General features: G+C 68.8%; 14 protein-coding genes. 8 read left to right on the top strand and 6 right to left on the bottom strand.

Translation table 11 applies throughout. The features are described 5' to 3' along the window. Positions 1–168: 168 nt before the first annotated feature. Together ACWF0M_RS22505 and ACWF0M_RS22500 are read left to right on the top strand one after the other, a co-directional pair. A complete protein-coding gene (locus ACWF0M_RS22505) occupies positions 169–675 on the top strand; it encodes a MarR family winged helix-turn-helix transcriptional regulator (RefSeq protein ID WP_452237636.1) in 507 nt (168 codons plus the stop codon). Continuing rightward, positions 675–2,273, top strand: a complete 1,599-nt coding sequence (locus ACWF0M_RS22500; protein ID WP_452237635.1) for an MDR family MFS transporter — start codon at positions 675–677, stop codon at positions 2,271–2,273. The genes ACWF0M_RS22505 and ACWF0M_RS22500 overlap by 1 nt, the downstream gene beginning before the upstream one ends. On the opposite strand, the gene ACWF0M_RS22495 is transcribed toward ACWF0M_RS22500, so the two are convergent. The 4 genes from ACWF0M_RS22495 to dacB all read right to left on the bottom strand — a co-directional run bounded on the left by ACWF0M_RS22495 (position 2,270) and on the right by dacB (position 6,863). Further along, positions 2,270–3,526 (bottom strand): MFS transporter, encoded by a 1,257-nt coding sequence (locus ACWF0M_RS22495; protein ID WP_452237634.1) that lies wholly within the window; start codon positions 3,524–3,526, stop codon positions 2,270–2,272. The two genes, ACWF0M_RS22500 and ACWF0M_RS22495, sit on opposite strands and share 4 nt — an antisense overlap. Positions 3,527–3,550: 24 nt before the next feature. After that, positions 3,551–4,138 carry an ArsR/SmtB family transcription factor gene (locus ACWF0M_RS22490; protein ID WP_452237633.1) on the bottom strand — a complete coding sequence of 196 codons (588 nt, stop codon included), beginning with the start codon at positions 4,136–4,138 and terminating at the stop codon, positions 3,551–3,553. A 177-nt stretch (positions 4,139–4,315) separates the two neighbouring features. Next, positions 4,316–5,269 (bottom strand): GNAT family N-acetyltransferase, encoded by a 954-nt coding sequence (locus tag ACWF0M_RS22485; RefSeq protein ID WP_452237632.1) that lies wholly within the window; start codon positions 5,267–5,269, stop codon positions 4,316–4,318. 40 nt (positions 5,270–5,309) lie between these two features. Further along, positions 5,310–6,863 carry a D-alanyl-D-alanine carboxypeptidase/D-alanyl-D-alanine endopeptidase gene (dacB, locus tag ACWF0M_RS22480; RefSeq protein WP_452237631.1) on the bottom strand — a complete coding sequence of 518 codons (1,554 nt, stop codon included), beginning with the start codon at positions 6,861–6,863 and terminating at the stop codon, positions 5,310–5,312. Positions 6,864–7,081: 218 nt separating this feature from the next. Between dacB and ACWF0M_RS22475 the strand changes: the two genes are divergently transcribed. The 4 genes from ACWF0M_RS22475 to ACWF0M_RS22460 all read left to right on the top strand — a co-directional run bounded on the left by ACWF0M_RS22475 (position 7,082) and on the right by ACWF0M_RS22460 (position 11,895). Continuing rightward, positions 7,082–8,380 carry a family 43 glycosylhydrolase gene (locus ACWF0M_RS22475; protein WP_452237630.1) on the top strand — a complete coding sequence of 433 codons (1,299 nt, stop codon included), beginning with the start codon at positions 7,082–7,084 and terminating at the stop codon, positions 8,378–8,380. A 69-nt stretch (positions 8,381–8,449) separates the two neighbouring features. Next, entirely contained in the window at positions 8,450–10,549 is a 2,100-nt protein-coding gene (locus tag ACWF0M_RS22470; protein ID WP_452237629.1) for an alkaline phosphatase family protein, read from the top strand. A 3-nt stretch (positions 10,550–10,552) separates the two neighbouring features. After that, the gene (locus ACWF0M_RS22465; protein ID WP_452237628.1) at positions 10,553–11,317 is read left to right on the top strand and encodes an MBL fold metallo-hydrolase; all 765 of its coding nucleotides are present in this window, start codon (positions 10,553–10,555) and stop codon (positions 11,315–11,317) included. After that, positions 11,314–11,895, top strand: a complete 582-nt coding sequence (locus ACWF0M_RS22460) for a DedA family protein (RefSeq protein ID WP_452237627.1) — start codon at positions 11,314–11,316, stop codon at positions 11,893–11,895. Before ACWF0M_RS22465 ends, ACWF0M_RS22460 begins: the two co-directional genes overlap by 4 nt. Here the strand turns inward: ACWF0M_RS22460 and ACWF0M_RS22455 are convergent. Further along, positions 11,881–12,522, bottom strand: a complete 642-nt coding sequence (locus ACWF0M_RS22455; RefSeq protein WP_452237626.1) for a TIGR03085 family metal-binding protein — start codon at positions 12,520–12,522, stop codon at positions 11,881–11,883. The genes ACWF0M_RS22460 and ACWF0M_RS22455 overlap by 15 nt on opposite strands. A gap of 180 nt (positions 12,523–12,702) precedes the next feature. Between ACWF0M_RS22455 and ACWF0M_RS22450 the strand changes: the two genes are divergently transcribed. Both ACWF0M_RS22450 and ACWF0M_RS22445 read left to right on the top strand, forming a co-directional pair. Continuing rightward, positions 12,703–14,472, top strand: a complete 1,770-nt coding sequence (locus tag ACWF0M_RS22450) for an ABC transporter ATP-binding protein (protein WP_452237625.1) — start codon at positions 12,703–12,705, stop codon at positions 14,470–14,472. After that, positions 14,469–16,259, top strand: a complete 1,791-nt coding sequence (locus tag ACWF0M_RS22445) for an ABC transporter ATP-binding protein (protein ID WP_452237624.1) — start codon at positions 14,469–14,471, stop codon at positions 16,257–16,259. The genes ACWF0M_RS22450 and ACWF0M_RS22445 overlap by 4 nt, the downstream gene beginning before the upstream one ends. Before the next feature lie 82 nt (positions 16,260–16,341). On the opposite strand, the gene ACWF0M_RS22440 is transcribed toward ACWF0M_RS22445, so the two are convergent. Next, positions 16,342–16,641, bottom strand: coding sequence for a Fe-S cluster assembly protein HesB (locus ACWF0M_RS22440; RefSeq protein WP_452237623.1), 300 nt, complete (start codon positions 16,639–16,641; stop codon positions 16,342–16,344). Positions 16,642–16,703: the final 62 nt, after the last annotated feature.

The following is a 16,703-nucleotide window of genomic DNA, read 5'->3' as shown; positions in this document are numbered from 1 at the left end:
TGGACAGGTTATTTGGTGTTCAAGCCCGCGCTTTCTCGGTGGACGTCCGCTGCGTGCGCTGGAGGCTCAGGGTCGCTCGTGCCTGACCAGTCTCACCATCTGTAACCAGTCGTCCACAGGCTGCGCATATGGTTGCGGAAACCAACTATCCAGGTATATAGTTGGGTTATGCAACTAGCTCAGCAACCCCTTGTCCCGGGGGTAGAGCGGGATGCGGCCGCGCAGGAGCTGCTCGAAGGAGTCAGCTCGCTGGTGCGCGCCGTGCGGTGTATCGAGCACCGGCACCTGTCCGGCGACGGCGGACTGCGCCGTTCGGACGCGAGTGTGCTCAAGGTGCTGATGAAGGACGGCGAGCAGCGCGGCGGCGAGATCGCGGCCAAGCTCGGCGTCGACGCGTCGGTGGTGAGCCGGCAGCTGACCGCGCTGGAGGCCGACGGACTGGTGAGCCGTCGGCCTGACCCGGCCGATGCCCGCGTGGGGCTGGTCAGCCTCTCGTCCCAGGGCAAGGCCCAGCTCGAGGCGCTCTATTCGTCCTACACCCGGCAACTGAGAACCGCCTTGGCGGACCTCGACGACGACGCGATGACCGCGGCCGCAGCCACCATGCAGCGGGTCGCGGTCGCGATCGTCGAGGCCAACAAGGTCGTGAGGCGTACCCCCAAGACTGGAGACTGATGACTGTCACCGAGACCCGGCGCCAACTGCCCAGCGCGCCGGAACTCACCCACCGCGAGATCCTCGAGATCCTGATCGGCCTGCTCGCCGCGCTGTTCACGGCGATGCTGAGTTCGACGATCGTCAGCAATGCGCTGCCGACGATCATCGCCGACCTCGAGGGTTCCCAGACGCAGTACACCTGGGTCCTCACCGCGAGCCTGCTGGCCACCACGGTGTCCACCCCGATCTGGGGCAAGCTCTCGGACCTGATGAGCAAGAAACTGCTGGTCCAGCTCGCGATCTCGATCTTCGTGGTCGGGTCCGCGCTGGCCGGCCTGTCCCACAACGTGCCGTTCCTGATCGGCGCCCGGGTGCTGCAGGGGCTCGCGATGGGCGGTCTGATGGCGCTCGCCCAGGCCATCATCGGCGCCGCGATCCCACCCCGGTCGCGGGGCAGGTACTCCGGTTACATGGGCGCCGTGATGGCGGTCGCCACCGTCAGCGGCCCGCTCATCGGCGGCGTCATCGTCGACACCTCGTGGCTCGGCTGGCGCTGGTGCTTCTACGTCTGTGTCCCGCTGGCCGTGGTCAGCCTGGTGATCCTGCAGAAGTACCTGCACCTGCCGGTGCTGAAGCGTGAGGTCCGGATCGACTATGTCGGCGCGGTGCTGATCAGCATCACGGCCAGCCTCCCGCTGCTCTGGGTCACGTTCGCCGGCTCGGACTTCGCCTGGATGTCGTGGCAGTCCGCGCTGTTCGTCGGCGGCACCCTGCTGTTCGGTTTCCTCGCCGTAATGGTCGAGAGTCGGGTGGCCGAGCCGCTGGTCCCGCTGAAGGTCGTCCGGGAGCGGACCACGGCGCTGGCGATCATCGCCAGCCTCGCGGTAGGTGTCGCGATGTTCGGCAGCGCGCTGTTCCTCGGTCAGTACTTCCAGATCGCCCGCGGCTACAGCCCGACCGAGGCCGGCCTGTTGACGATCCCGATGATGCTCGGTTCGTTCGTCGGATCGGCGGGCTCCGGTCAGCTGATCACCCGCTACGGCAAGTGGAAGCGGTACCTGGTGTCGGGCGGCGTACTGCTGCTCGGCGGTCTGCTCATCCTCGGCGCGATCGACCACAGCACGCCGTACTGGTTCGTCGGGCTCGGCATGCTCGCGATGGGCCTCGGCATGGGGATGACGATGCAGAACCTGGTGCTCGCCGTACAGAACACTGTCGACGTCACCCAGATCGGGGCATCGTCTGCGACCGTCGCGTTCTTCCGCAGCCTGGGTGGTGCGGTCGGCGTCTCGGTGCTGGGTGCGGTACTCGCGGCCCGCGTCAAGGACCTGATCGTCGCCGGTGTCCTCGCCGGCCCGAACGGGGCCGAGGCGGCGCGCAAGCTGCAGGAAGGCGGCGGTACGAGCCTGCTGGACGTCAACCACCTGCCGCCGCAACTGGCCGAACTGGTCCGGCACGCGTACGGCGACGCGACCGGCCGGATCTTCCTGATCGCCGCTGCCTGTGCGGTCGTCAGCCTGCTCGCGGTTGTCTTCATCAAGGAGGTCCCCCTCCGCACGACCGTCACGAAGGTCGACGACGTCGAGGACCTGGCGGACCGCGCCGTCCACGACTAGAGCTCGGGTGGCTCCAGGCCGGTCAGTTCGCGGGTGCGGATGATCGGTGAGCCGACCAGCCACAGCACGCTGAGCAGGCCGCCGGCGGCGGAGACGAGGAGGGTTTCGCGGACACCGATCCAGGTGCCGAGGAACCCTCCGACGACCGCGCCGAGCGGCCTGATGCCGTAGTTGATGCTGCTGAACGCCCCCGCGACCCGGCTCCGCATGTGGTCGTGGGTGACCGCCGCCTGCAACGAGTTCAGCGGTACGTCGAAGCACATCACGGCGAACGCCCCGATGAACTCGGCGCCCGCGAGCGCGACCGCCTTGAGCCAGGTCGGCCCGTCCGCGAGCGCGGCGATCGCGATCGAACCCGGGAAGACGACCGCCCCGAAGGCGATCACCGGACCGGCACCGAACCGGCGGCTGAGCGGGGCGGCGGCGACCGCGCCGAGCAGACCGCCGGACGCGCCGACGCCGAACGCGACCCCGATCACGCCTGCCGACAGGCCGAGGTTGCGGCTCGCGAACAGCACGAGCAGCGCGGTGCTCATCAGGTTGAAGAAGTTCACCGTCGTCGCGCAGCCCAGGCTGCGCCGGATGTACGGGTGCTTGAACACGTAGCGCATCCCGGCGCGGGCCCGGCGAAGCAGCGGCTCGCTCGACTCCTCCGGCGGTGCCGGCGCGACCTTGAGCCGACACAGTTGCGCCGCCGAGAACACGAACGTCAACGCGTCCACGACGATCGCGACCGGCGCCGTCAGCCATTGCATCAGCAGGCCGCCGACCGCCGGGCCGCCCATGAACGAGATCGATCTGGTCGCGGACAGCTTGCTGTTCGCCTCCAGGTACTGGTCGCGCTCGACCAGCCGGACGAAGAACGACACGTAGGCGGTGGTGAAGACGACATGCGCCGTACCGGCGAGGATGGCGATCGCGTAGAGCTGGCCAAGAGTCAGTACGTCGAGCCAATAGGCGACCGGAAGTGAGAGCAGCAGGACCGTCCGGGTCAGGTCGGCGGCGATCATCAGCGGGCGTTTGTCGCGGCGGTGGTCGACCCAGGTGCCGATGAACAGCGAGGCGAGGTTCGGCAGCCAGACCGCGGCGGTCAGGAACCCGACCTGACTGGGGGAGGCGTCGAGCATCGTGACCGCGATCAGCGGCAGGGCGAGCTCGGTGATCCGATCGCCGAACTCGGAGACGCCTTGCGCGGACCAGAAGGTCCGGAACCGGCGATCACGCCACAAGCTGGTGGTGGACAGGGTGCTCACAATCGTTCCCCCCAAGGGAAAGCCTCACGTAGTTGCTTCGGGCAAGGAGATGCGCAGGTAGCGGACCGGGCGGGCGTCGTCCGGGGTCTCGCCGGCGTCGCGGCGCTGGATGTACGGCGCCATCAGCTGCTCGATCGCGGACTCGAGCGCTTCGGCCTCGGCGGGGGTGAGGGCCAGCAGGGTGTTCGCCGACCCGGCCAGCCGGCTCCACTCGGGTTCGAGGTTCGGTTCGGTCTCGACCAGCCACTGCTGGGCGGCCTCGAGGACCTGGTTCAGCATCTCGGTCCGCAGCAGCCGGCCGGCCTCGGCGCCCTCCGGGGTGTCGGGCATCTCGTACCGGAATCCGCGGGCGGCCGAGTTCCACCAGCGCTGCCGCCGGTCGGTTCCGCTCGGCGGCGGTACGTCGATCACCAGCCCGAACTCGGCCAGGTGCCGCAGATGCCAACTGGTCACCGAGGGGGAGGCCCCGACGTGCTCGGACAACTGCGTCGCCGTCGCCGGCCCGTTCTTCTGCAGGTAGCTGAGCGCAGCCAGCCGCACCGGGTGAGCCAGCGCCCGCATGGCCTGCGGGTCGGTGATCTCGAAATCGCCGTACGGATTCCTGAGAGACATGTTTCGAGAGTAATCTCTCAGATCTCCCGAGAGCAAGGAGGAACCGCTAACGACAGGAAGTAGTCGCTTGGGGCGGGCTCTGGATGGGGCGATCAGGCGGAGATGAGCCCGTGGAGTAGACGCCGGGGACAACTACCTCCTGTCGCTACGAAGGGTTCGTGTAGCCGGCCGGCAGACTCAGGCGACAATCACTTCGCGTCGCCAGACCTCCATGACCAGCACCGCTTGCATGCCGACCGAGAGGTAGACGCCGAGTGCGGGGGTTGGGTTGTTGGTGTCGACGTGCAGGATCGTGCCGGTGCGGCCGGCGGCGGCGTCGAGGGCGAACTGGTCGCGGAGCAGGAACTTCGCGAGGCCCTTTCCGCGGGCCTTCTCGAGGACGCCGAGCCGGCCGATGTAGCCGCAGTTCTCGTCCTCGACGAACTGGTTCGAGCAGGACCGCATCGCGACCGCGTCGCCGTCGAGCTCGAGCAACGTCAACTGCGACCAGTCGAAGGCGGAGAAGTTCTCCTGCGCGTCCTGCCACTCCTCGAACGTTCGCGGCGAGAACCCGAACTGCCCCGCGAAGCTGGCATTCAGTACGTCGTGCGCCGCCCGGCGGCTCGCCTCGTCCGGCGCGCCCCGCCGTACCGTGACCCCGGCCGGAACCGCGGGCACTGATACCGGCTGGTGATGGTCGATCCGCATCCGGTGGAAGATCGTGCCGCGCTCGAACCCGTAGCCGGCCAGCCGTTCCTGGCGCGCCGCGTCGGCCTGGTAGTTGACGATGTCGACCTGCACCGCCGCATGCCCGTACTCCGTGCCGATGGCAACCGCGCGGCGCTCGAGTTGGTCGAGTAGGTAGCGCTCGACGACCGGGTCGGTGGTGACGACATCGAGGTCGAGCTGGCGATGATCGCCCTTGCCGAAGATCGAGCCGTACCCGACCAATCGGCCGTCGTCGAACACCAGCCAGCCGTCCGTCGCAGGGTCGAAGCCGGGCTCGGAGAGCTCGTCCTGCGCGTCGTCCAGGGTGTAGTCGGCGAAACCGACCACCGAGGTGTTGTGGTCGGACACCAGTTCGAGGACCGCCTGCGCGTCCTCCAGCTTCGGCGGACGGACGGTGTACGTGTCTGGCAGTACGACGGTCATTCCCACATGGTGGTGAACGACCGCCGTACTGTCCAAGCCATTAACAGGCCTTGTCCCACTCCAGCTCACAGGTGGTCTGTGCGGTCCGCAGAGCTGACACGGCCGCGGGCGGTGCCGTGTCGGACCAGGAGGCGAGCGTGACGCCGACCGCGTCCTCGATCGAACGCGGGCTGGCCAGATAGTTGTTGCTGATCATCGAGAACACCAGCTTGCGGCCGTCCTTGTTCGTCACGTAGCCGGACAGCGAGGTGACGCCGGTGAGCGAGCCGGTCTTGCCGTGCAGGTTGTTGGCGGCCGGTGTGTTCCGCATCCGGCTGCGCAGCGTGCCGCCGACGAACCGTTCCGGGTTGCCCGCGATCGGCAGGGCGTCGTACCACTGCTTCCACCACGTCTCTTGCTGCGCGCCGATCAGGACGTCGGTGATCGAGTCGGCGGTCACGTTCACCTTGCGGGACAGGCCCGAGCCGTCGGAGAGCCGGATCCGGCTGGTGTCGACGCCGATGCTCTTCGCGTAGTCGGTCACCACGCCCAGCCCGGCCGACCAGCTGCCGTCCGCGTCGACGACCGCGCCCATCGCCTTGACCAGCGTCTCGGCGTGCATGTTGTTCGAGAGCTTGAGGAACGGCGTCATCAGCTCGCCGACGGTCATCGACTCGTCCCGTGCCAGGCGCGTCGCGGTCACCGGGGTGGCCGCGTTCTTGATCCGGCCGCTGACCGAGATGCCCTGCGCCGTCAACGCGCGCCGGAACACGTCGGCGGCGTACAGCTCGGGCTCCCAGACGGTCACCCATTCCTGACCTGTCGAAGCACCCAGTGGTACCGAGCCGGTCACCCGGACGATATTGGTGCCGTGGTCACGCTCGATGTTCAGCGTGTTCGACGAGCCCGCCGCGCCGGTCGTCGCCGTGTTGATCAGCGTGATGACACCGTTCGCCGGCACCAGGTCGAGCTGGACCGGCGCGTCGGCGGTCGCACCGGGGCGGCTCTCGACGATCGCCGTACCGGAGTCGTAGTCCGTGTTCGGGGCGAGCGTGAGCGCGGAGATCTGCGCGTTGTAGTAGAACGGCTCGTCGTCCCAGGCCCAGCTGTCGCCGAGGCGGACGTGGTCGAAGTACGTGTCGTCCGCGATCAGGTCGCCGTGCACGCGTCGTACGCCGGCTGTCTTCAGCTGCTTCGCCAACGCGGCGTAGTCCGACTCGAGTGCGGTCGGGTCGCCGTACCCCTTGAGGTAGAGGTTGCCGAGCAGCTGTCCATCACGGACGGGAGCGCCGGCGAGTACGTCGGTGTGGAAGCGGTACGACGGACCGAGGACGTGCATCGCGGCGGTCGAGCTGAACAGCTTGGTGTTCGACGCGGGCAGCATCCGCTGGGCGCCGTTGCGGTCGTACAGCGTCTCGCCGGTGGTCGCGTCGCGCACCACGAGCGCGACCTGCGAACCGTCGTACCGGCTGTCGTTCAGCAGACCGTCCAGCCGCTGCTGTAAAGCCGTCGTTTGTACGGCGGTGGGCGCGGCCACGGACTGTGTCACGACCCCACCCACAGCGGCCGCGACCGCGGCAACCGCGGCGATCATCCCTCTCGGTAAACGACTCACGAGACTCTCCCTCAACCCAGGCGGAATCCAACAAGCGGGAGTCAACACCCCGCAATCCCCGCGGTCCAGGGATTGAAGGAAGGAAAGAAGGAAAAGAGGGGGAGGGGTGAACAAAGAGGGGGAGGGGTGAAGGAAAGAAAAGGAAAGAGGTGGAGGAGGGGGTGAATCGATGGAAAAGTTTGGTTCACAGGTATCCGCCCCACCTGAGGAGTACCACCATGCGACGACTTCTGGCGGCCGCTCTGGCCGTCTTCAGCCTCTCCGCCTTCCTCTCGCCCGCAGTTCACGCCGCGACCACGGCGGCGGTCTTCCCGAGCGAGATCATCGGCGAGAACTTCCCCGATCCGGACGTCTTCGAGCAGAACGGCACCTGGTACGCGTACGCGACCAACGGCAGCCGCGGCACACTCCCGGTCGCGTCCGCCCCGAGCGCGAACGGGCCGTGGACGGTCCGCGGTGACGCGATGCCCGGCGGCCCGTCCAGCGCGTGGGCGCAGCCCGGCCGCACCTGGGCGCCGGACGTCTACCCGAACTCCGACGGCACCTTCACCCTGACCTACACCGCCTGGCACAAGGCCTCCGGCCGCCAGTGCATCGGCGTGGCCACGGCCACGAACCCGCTCGGCCCGTTCCAGCCGGTCGGTACGGCGCCGTTGATCTGCCCGCTCGATCTGGGCGGCGCGATCGACGCGAACACGTTCGTCGCGAGCGACGGCACCCGGTACCTCGTCTGGAAGAACGACGGCAATGCGATCAGCCAGCCCTCGACCCTTTGGCTGACCCGGACGGCGGACAACGGCCGGACCCTGGTCGGCGGCAACACCGCGATGCTCACGTCGAGCGGCGTGATCGAGGCGCCGGATCTCGTCCAGCGCGGCAGCCAGTACGTGCTGTTCTTCTCCGGCGGCGGGTACAACGACTGCAACTACCTGACGTCGTACGCGACCTCGACGAGTCTGAGTGGGCCGTGGACCACGGCGTACCGGCCGTTGATGACGACGGCGACGTTCGACAGTCACGTCTGCGGGCCGGGCGGTGCGGACTTCGTCGGGGACAAGGTGTTCGTCCACGGCTGGGTGAACGGCGGACGGCATCTGTACGTCGCTGACGTCGGGTGGGCCAACGACTACCCGGTGGTGCGCGGAAGCCGGGTCCGGTACGAGGCAGAGCGCGGCACGCTGAACCACTGCGTCGTGCGGTCCAACGCGGCCGGCGCGTCGGACGGGAAGGTGGTCGCGTACATCGACTACGCCGACTCGTGGGTGGAGAACACGGTGTTCGCGCCGGTCGCGGGCAGCTACACGCTGTACGTCGGGTACGCCAACGGTTCGGCGTCCACCGCGAGTCACGGTCTCGTTGTCAACGGCAACAACGCCGGCTCGGTCAGCTATCCGGTCACCGGCTGGGACAACTGGCAGCAGAGTTCGGTCTCCGTCACGCTCGACGCCGGCTGGAACACGATCCGGCTGACGAAGGGCAACCTGTACACGGAGGTCGACTACCTCGAGGTGCAGTAGGTCTGTCTGCGCGACCCCGTACTCTCGTACCTGCACGGCGAGAACTGAACGGGGAGCAAGAAGCAGGCGATGGCAAAACCACCAGAACAGGTTTCCGAGAACCGGCGACGTCCGGCGTGGCTGGACCTGCGCCGCCGCACCGGACGCGGCCTGCAGGCGATGCTGTACGGCGGCCTCGCCTCGCTGATCTCGCTGGTGATCACGTTCTGGACGCTGCCCCAGATCAGCAGCGACGGCCGCCTCCCGATCCTCCGGCTGGTCGTCCTGCTGGCGGTGTTCTCGGTGCTGATGCGCTGGGTGCTGGCCGGCGTCGCGGTGCTGATCGGCTCTCTCGGGGTGCTGATCGGCGGGTTGCTGTCACAGTTCGGAGTCGTCTACCTCGCCATCACGGTCGATCCCGGGGTGGATCTGCACGGTGGGGTCGAGGCGCCGCTGCTGGTGTCGATCTGGATGGCGTCGGTCAGCGCCTTCGTCGGCTGGGTCGCGTACGCGGGCAGTGACGACGCGTACGTCGCGGAGGTGATGCGGGTCGTGCACCGCCGGGCCCGGCGGATCCAGCCCGCGCCGAAGACCGGGATGCTGATCATCCAGATCGACGGGCTGTCCGCGCCGCTGCTGAACTGGATGGTCCTGGCCGGCAACCTGCCGAACCTCGGCGGCTGGATCCGGGACGGCAACCACTCGATGCTCGCCTGGCACACCGGCGTACCGGCCACCACCCCGGCCAGCCAGGCCGGGATCCTGCACGGCGGCTCCCGGCACATCCCGGCCTTCCGGTGGTACGAGAAGGAGACCGGGCGGGTGATGGTGACCAACCGCGCCCGCGACGCCGCCGAGATCGAGGACCGGATGTCGACCGGCCGCGGCCTGCTCGCGGACGGCGGCGTCAGCATCAGCAACAACTGGTCCGGTGACGCGGACCGGTGCGAGCTGGTGTTCAGCCGGGCCGCCCTGCCGAACAGTCGCAGCCGCGGGTACGTGCGGTTCTTCTCCAGTCCGCAGGGCGCCGCGCGCGGTCTGGTGCTGTGTGTGGCCGAGATGGTCAAGGAGCTGCACCAGGCCCGCCGGCAGCGTGTCCGGCACCTGGTCCCGCGGGTGAAGCGCGGCGGCGGCTACATCTTCCTGCGCGCGATCACCAACGTCCTGCTCCGCGACCTGAACGTCTCGCTGATCACCGACGAGCTGGCCAAGGGCACCCCGGTCATCTACTGCGATTTCGTCGACTACGACGAGGTCGCGCACCACGCCGGCCCGACCCGCGCCGAGTCGCTGCAGACGCTCGAAGGTCTCGACCGGGTGCTCGGCGCGCTGCAGCGGATCATCGAGATCCTCCCGCACTCGTACGAGATCGTCGTGCTGTCCGACCACGGCCAGAGTCAGGGATCGACGTTCCTGCAGCGCTACGGCCGGACGCTCGTCGAGGTGGTGGACGACCTCGTCGACACCACCAAGGAGCCGGTCGCGGCCGTCGGCAAGTCCGAGGGCTGGGGTCCGGTCAACGCATTCCTCACCGAGTTGAGCATGCGCCGCACTGTCGCCGGATCCGTCACCCGTAAGGCGCTGCACGTGAAGAGGGGTGAGGTTGAGCTGGGGCCGAAGGACTGCGAGCCGCCGGTCGCCGCGGACGAGCAGATGGTCGTCACCGCATCCGGCAACCTGGCGCTGATCTACCTCGCGACGACGCCCGGCCGGGTGCCGCTGGAGGAGATCGAGCTGCTGCACCCGAAGCTGATCCCGGGCCTCGCGACCCATCCCGGGATCGGGTTCGTCGTCGTCGACTCGCTCGCCGAGGGGCCGGTCGCGATCGGTCGGGCCGGGGTCCGCGTACTGCGTTCCGGCCGGGTGGAAGGTGAGGACCCGCTCACGCCGTACGGCGAACTTGCGGCGCCGTCGTTGCTGCGCCAGGCCGAGATGCCGCACAACGGCGACCTGGTCGTGGTCAGCCGGCTGGACGAGTACACCCATGAGGTGGCGGCGTTCGAGGAGCTGGTCGGATGCCACGGCGGCATCGGCGGTTGGCAGACCGAGGCGGTCCTGGTGCACCCGAGTCGCTGGGTGCTCAACGAGCCTCCCGTAGGCTCCGACGCGGTCCACGAAGTTCTGATCGACTGGCTCGAGAAGCTGGGGCAGCGCAAGGACCTTCCGGTTGAGTCGAAGGTGGAGGCCTGACGCGTGCGAGTGACCTGGTGGGGGCACGCCACCACCACGATCGAGGCGAACGGCACGCGGCTCCTGACCGATCCGGTTCTGACGTCGCGGATCGCCCACCTGCGCCGCCGCCGCGGCCCGACGCCGACGGCCGAGGCGGGGCGCTGCGACGCGGTCCTGATCTCGCACCTGCACGCCGACCACCTGCACCTCACGTCGCTGCCGTTGATCGCGCCGGACGCCGCGCTGATCGTGCCGCGCGGTGCGGCCAAGCTCATCCACGCCGACAGCGGTCCGGCGTACTCGGACCGCTGCATCGAGGTTGCTCCCGGCAATCAAGTGCGGATCGGGTCGCTCGAGATCACCGCCGTCACGGCCCACCACGACGAGCGGCGGCTGCCGTGGTCGTCGCACGCCGCCCAGCCGCTCGGGTACCGGGTCGACGGCTCCCTGAGTGTCTGGTTCGCGGGCGACACCGATCTGTACGACGACCTCGCGGCGGAGACTGGTGCGGTCGACCTCGCGCTGGTGCCCGTGGGCGGGTGGGGGCCGTCGCTCGGGCCGGGGCATCTGGACCCTCTGCGTGCTGCCGAGGCGGTACGGCGGGTCGGTGCGTCGACGGCGATCCCGGTACATTTCGGGACGTTCTGGCCGATCGGTCTCGACTGGATCAAACCGGAGCTGTTCCTGCCACCGGGGGACAGGTTCAAGGCCGCGATGACCGAGGTGGATCCCGCGGTGAAGGTGGAGGTCCTGGTGCCGGGTGAGTCGATCGAGGTGCCGACGTGACTGGTGACACCACGTTCGATCTCTGGTATCTGTTCGCGTTGGCCGGGGCGGTCCTGATCGGCGCGGTGCTGCCCGTGCTGCCGACCGGTGCCGCGGTGTCGGCGGGCGCCGTACTGGCGTCGCACAGCAACCCGATCGGGCTGGTCGGCGTACTGATCGCGGGCGCGGCTGGGGCGTACATTGGGGACCTGATCGTGTACGCCGGGTGCCGGTTCGGTGGCGAACGGCTGGCGAAGCGGATCGGTTGGCTGCGCGACAACGCGTCGCTGGACGCGCTCCGGGACCGATTGGCCGAGCACGAGATCGGCGTGCTGCTCACGTCCCGGCTGATCCCGGGCGGCCGGGTGCCGGTGCTGCTCGCGGCGGGGCTGGCCGGGTACAGGTGGGAGCGGTTCGCGCTCGTCGACCTGTTCGCGTCGTCGCTGTGGGCGGCGGTCTACATGGCGATCGGACTGCTCGGCTACCTGCTCTTCGACGAGCCGTGGCAGGGCGTGGTGGCAGCGATCGTGCTGGTCGTCCTCACGACCGTGGTGAGCAGCCTGATCCAGCGCGCCCGGCGGAAATCACACTCCGAATGACGCGTTGCGGAGCTGATCCACAGCGTCCGCGTCCCCGTCCAGTTCCACGTCGGCCACCTGCTGGCGCCCGAAGCAGAACAGCACCAGCTCGGCCGGCTCACCTGTCACGGTCACCGAGCCGAGCGCGGTCGGCCGCTTCGCGACGGACGTCGTACCGTCGGGCCGTCTGAGTACCAGACCGCTGGGTGACTTTCGGGTCATCGACTTCGACGCCAGCCGGACCGCCTTCCAGAGGCCCTCCTGCTGCTCTGTTGGAAGGTCTCGGACGTCGTACGACGCCTGCGCGCGGCGGACGTCCTCGTGGTGGACGAAGTACTCGGTCGTGTTGAGCTGGTGACCGAGCTTCGGCAGGGCGTAGATCGAGATCGGCGGCGGACCGTTGCGGACCTTGCCGACGACCTCCGCGAAGCTGTAGCGCTCCTTGACCCGCCTCATCCGTCTCTCGGTGGTGTCCGCGAGCCCCGGGATCATGATCCCGGGGCCCGCCATCGGGTCCGCCTCCCGGACGTACAGGTGGACGGCGAGGTCGTAGGCGTCCCAGCCGTCACACAGCGTCGGAGCGGCGGGTCCGACTTCCTCGAACAGATCACACAGAGCGAGTCGTTCTATCCGGCTGTAGTCGGTCACAACTCGATCGTAGTTGTCGGACGGGAATGGCAGAATGTCAATCGTTGTCATGTCTGTGTCCCGCGTATGCACCTGACTGCCCTGGAGTGTGTCTTGCCTGTCCCGACAGCGTCATCTGGGGGCCGACCCCCAGGCCCCCGGGTCCCAGACAAGGGCGGCGTCACCCGGAGAGGTTTCGGGGTGTTGCGGGTCGCGATCTGGGAGGAGCCGGGCGTCTTCGCGCTGTCCGTGCTCGCCGCCATGCTGTACGGCGCGATGACGGTGGCCGGCGGCTGGGCGCTCGGCTGGTCCACCGACCACCTGATCCGCCCGTCGTTCGAGCGCGGTGACACCACCGGCGGCACGATCGCGGCCCTGATCTCGCTGTTCATGGGGATCGCGATCCTGAACGCGATCGGTGTCGTCGGGCGGCGGCTCGGGGCCGGCGTGATGCAGTTCCGCCTGCAGGCGACGTACCGCCGCCGGGTCACCCGGCAGTACCTGAAGCTGCCGCTGGAGTGGCACCACCAGCACTCGACCGGCATGTTGCTGTCGAACGCCAACGCCGACGTGGAGTCGACCTGGTTCGTGATCGCGCCGCTGCCGATGGCGATCGGCGTGATCGCGATGCTGGTGTTCGCGACCATTGCGATGTTCGCGGCCGACGTCTGGCTGGCGCTGGTGGGATGCCTGGTGTTCCCGCTGGTGTTCGTCGCGAACGTGATCTTCCAGCGCTACCTGCAGCCGCTCGCGACCCGCGCGCAGCAGCTCCGCGCGGACGTGTCCGAGGTCGCGCACGAGTCGTTCGACGGTGCGCTGGTGGTGAAGACGCTCGGACGGGAGGCCGCCGAGACGGAACGGTTCCGTGCGCCGACGTACGCGCTCAGGGACGCGAACATCGCGGTGAACAAGGCCCGTGGCATGTTCGACCCGGTGATCGACGGCCTGCCGCGGCTCGGCGTGCTCGCGGTGCTGCTGGTCGGTGTCGGGCGGGTGCGGTCCGGCGGCGCGGACGCGGGTGACGTGGTCCAGGTGGCGTTCCTGTTCACGCTGATCGGCTTCCCGATCCGGGCGCTCGGCTGGGTGCTCGGTGAGCTTCCGCGGTCGGTCGTCGGGTGGGACCGCGTGCAGCGGGTGCTGACGGCCGAAGGCGGGACGGAGTACGGCGAGGCGCGGTTGACGTCGACTTCAGCGGCCCGGTTGCAAGTGGCCGGCGTCCGGTTCGGGTACCTGCCGGAGCGCGACGTACTCGCCGGTGTGGACTTCACGATCGAGCCGGGCCGGACCGTCGCGGTCGTCGGGCCGACGGGGGTCGGGAAGTCGACGATGACCACGCTGCTGACGCGGTTGGTCGACCCGGAGCAGGGTGTGGTGAAGATCGACGGGATCGACCTGCGGGACCTGGCGCGCGACGAGCTCGCCGGATCGGTCGCGCTGGTGGCACAGACCGCGTTCCTGTTCGACGACACGATTCGCGGCAACATCACGCTCGGCGGGGAGTACAGCGACGACGACGTGTGGGACGCGCTGCGGATCGCGCAGGGCGACGGGTTCGTGAAGGCGTTGGCGGACGGGCTCGACACGAAGGTCGGCGAGCGCGGTACGACGCTTTCCGGCGGTCAGCGGCAGCGGATCGCGCTCGCGCGTGCGCTGGTACGGCGGCCGCGGTTGCTGATCCTCGACGACGCGACGAGCGCGGTGGACCCGCAGGTCGAGGCGCGGATCCTCGCCGGGCTGCGTGCCGCCGTTGTCGACGAGTCCGGGGCGGCGACGACCGTGCTGGTGATCGCGTACCGGAAGGCGACGATCTCGCTCGCCGACGAGGTGCTGTTCCTCGACGAGGGCCGGATCCAGGCGCACGGAACGCACACCGAGCTGCAGGCTTCGACGGCGGCCTATCGGGATCTGGTCGACGCCTATGAGAAGGACGCCGAGCGTCGTTTGGAAGAGGCTGAAGGGGTGTCAGCATGAGCACCGCGTCGCGGTTGGACCACGGTGACAACGCGGGCGGTCTTCAGACCCTCAAAGACGGTTTGAAAGTCTCGCCCGAGCTCGCGCGTGGGTGGTGGCTGACCGGGCTCCTCGCGTTGACGATGACGGGCGGGCGGATCGTCGTACCGATCGCCGTCCAGCAGACGATCGACAAGGGCCTGTCCGGTCCGGGCGGTCCGAACATGTCGTACGTCGCCTGGATGTGCCTGATCTGCGCGCTGGGCGTGATCCTCACCGCGGGAGCGTCGTACCTGACGACCGTGCGGCTCGCGGTCAACTCGGAGCACGGGCTGGCGACGATGCGGATCAAGGCGTTCCGGCACGTGCACGACCTGCCGGTGCTGACCCAGAGCACCGAGCGGCGCGGGGCGCTGGTCAGCCGGGTCACGTCGGACGTGGACACGGTGTCGCAGTTCCTGCAGTTCGGCGGGTTCATCTTCCTGGTCAGCATCGGGCAGATGGTGCTCGCGACCGTGGTGATGTTCTTCTACTCGTGGCAGCTCGCGCTGGTCGTGCTGCTGTGCTTCATCCCGCTGTTCGCCAGCCTGAAGTACCTGCAGCGCGCGATGTCGGCGGCGTACGGCGTGGTCCGGGCGAAGGTCGGCGAGATGCTGTCCGCGATCGCGGAGCCGGTCGTCGGCGCGCAGGTGGTCCGCTCGTACGCGATCGAGCAGCGCACGCAGGACCGGATCGACGCGTCGATCGAGGACTACCGGCGGACGGCGACGAAGGCGCAGGGGCTCACCGGCCTCACGTTCTCGATCGGTGGTCTGGCCGCCGGTCTCGCGAACGCCGGCGTACTGTCGGTCGGCGTACTGCTCGGCGTCCACAAGCAGGCGACGCTCGGTGAGCTGCTGGCGTTCATGTTCCTGGTCGCCCTGTTCTCCGACCCGGTGCAGATCGCCACGCAGGTGCTGACCGACGCGCAGAGTGCATTCGCCGGCTGGCGGCGCGTGCTGGGCGTGATCGCGACGCCGGCCGATGTCGCGGACCCGGGCGAGGACGGCGTGAAGCAGCCGCGCGGGCCGATCACGGTCGAGTTCGACGACGTGAATTTCGCTTATCCAGAAGGCGAATTGGTACTGCGCGATGTCGACGTACGGATCGAACCGCATCGGCGGGTCGCGGTCGTCGGCGAGACCGGGTCCGGCAAGACGACGTTCGCGAAGCTGCTGACGCGGTTGATGGATCCGACGTCTGGGGCGGTGCGGCTCGACGGGGTCGACGCTCGCGAGATCTCGTTCGAGTCGCTGCGGGAGCGGGTCGTGATGGTGCCGCAGGACGGGTACCTGTTCGACGCGTCGCTGGCGGAGAACGTGCGGTTCGGGCGGCCCGAGGTGACGGACGCGGAGCTGGTCACGGCGTTCGAGTCGCTCGGGCTCACAGAGTGGCTCGAGTCGTTGCCGGACGGGCTGCAGTCGCCGGTCGGTCAGCGCGGCGAGTCGCTGTCGGCGGGAGAGCGACAGCTGGTGGCCCTGGTACGCGCGAACATCGCCGACCCGGACCTCCTCGTGCTCGACGAGGCGACGTCAGCAGTCGACCCCGGCACCGAGGTGCGGGTGAACGCGGCGCTGGAGCGTTTGATGTCCGGCCGTACGTCGGTCACCATCGCACACCGCCTCTCGACCGCCGAGGCAGCCGACGAGGTCCTGGTCTTCGACGAAGGGGAGATCGTGGAACGCGGCCCCCACGCGGAGCTCGTCACCGCAGGCGGCGTCTACACCCGCCTACACGACAGCTGGATCGCCCAACGCAGCGCCCCCTGACGCGCTCGGGAGCGCCCGCTGGCGCGGTACGGCGTACCGAAGAACGGGAGAGCGTCCTTCGGTACGCCGTGACGCGTTTTCGTCAGGGGGTCGGTGCGCCCGGCTGAGGTACCAGCAGGAACTCGACACCGCCCTTGTCGTCGACCGCGGCGTCCAGGATCTTGTCGTCGAGCGCGTTCGCGGCGTTCTGCTCGAGGAAGACCCGGGCACCCGCCTCCTCGACGACCTGGTCACCCGGGTGCGGAGCCTCGGTCGTGGTCACCGCGAGCGCCGGATCCGCCGGGTTCTCCTGCGAGATCCGCACCCCGGCCCCGTCCGGCGCACCCTCGACCCCGGTGATGCTCTTGATCACCAGCGTCGCGTTCTCAGTCAGGGTCAGCACAGCCCACTCCATCCGTCGATTGTCACTAGCCCCCGCCCCGTGCCCGACCACCAAAACCCCAA

The organism is Kribbella sp. NPDC055110 (genome assembly GCF_053607525.1).
Note: the sequence above shows the minus strand (reverse complement) of the source record. Positions and strands in the feature narration are given on the sequence as shown.

Excerpts from the sequence above, each read along its gene's own strand:
- ACWF0M_RS22475 (WP_452237630.1), top strand. The coding sequence starts at position 7,082 with ATGCGACGACTTCTGGCGGCCGCTCTGGCCGTCTTCAGCCTCTCCGCC.
- ACWF0M_RS22485 (WP_452237632.1), bottom strand. The coding sequence starts at position 5,269 with ATGACCGTCGTACTGCCAGACACGTACACCGTCCGTCCGCCGAAGCTG.
- ACWF0M_RS22505 (WP_452237636.1), top strand. The coding sequence starts at position 169 with ATGCAACTAGCTCAGCAACCCCTTGTCCCGGGGGTAGAGCGGGATGCG.
- ACWF0M_RS22445 (WP_452237624.1), top strand. The coding sequence starts at position 14,469 with ATGAGCACCGCGTCGCGGTTGGACCACGGTGACAACGCGGGCGGTCTT.
- ACWF0M_RS22490 (WP_452237633.1), bottom strand. The coding sequence starts at position 4,138 with ATGTCTCTCAGGAATCCGTACGGCGATTTCGAGATCACCGACCCGCAG.
- ACWF0M_RS22470 (WP_452237629.1), top strand. The coding sequence starts at position 8,450 with ATGGCAAAACCACCAGAACAGGTTTCCGAGAACCGGCGACGTCCGGCG.
- ACWF0M_RS22500 (WP_452237635.1), top strand. The coding sequence starts at position 675 with ATGACTGTCACCGAGACCCGGCGCCAACTGCCCAGCGCGCCGGAACTC.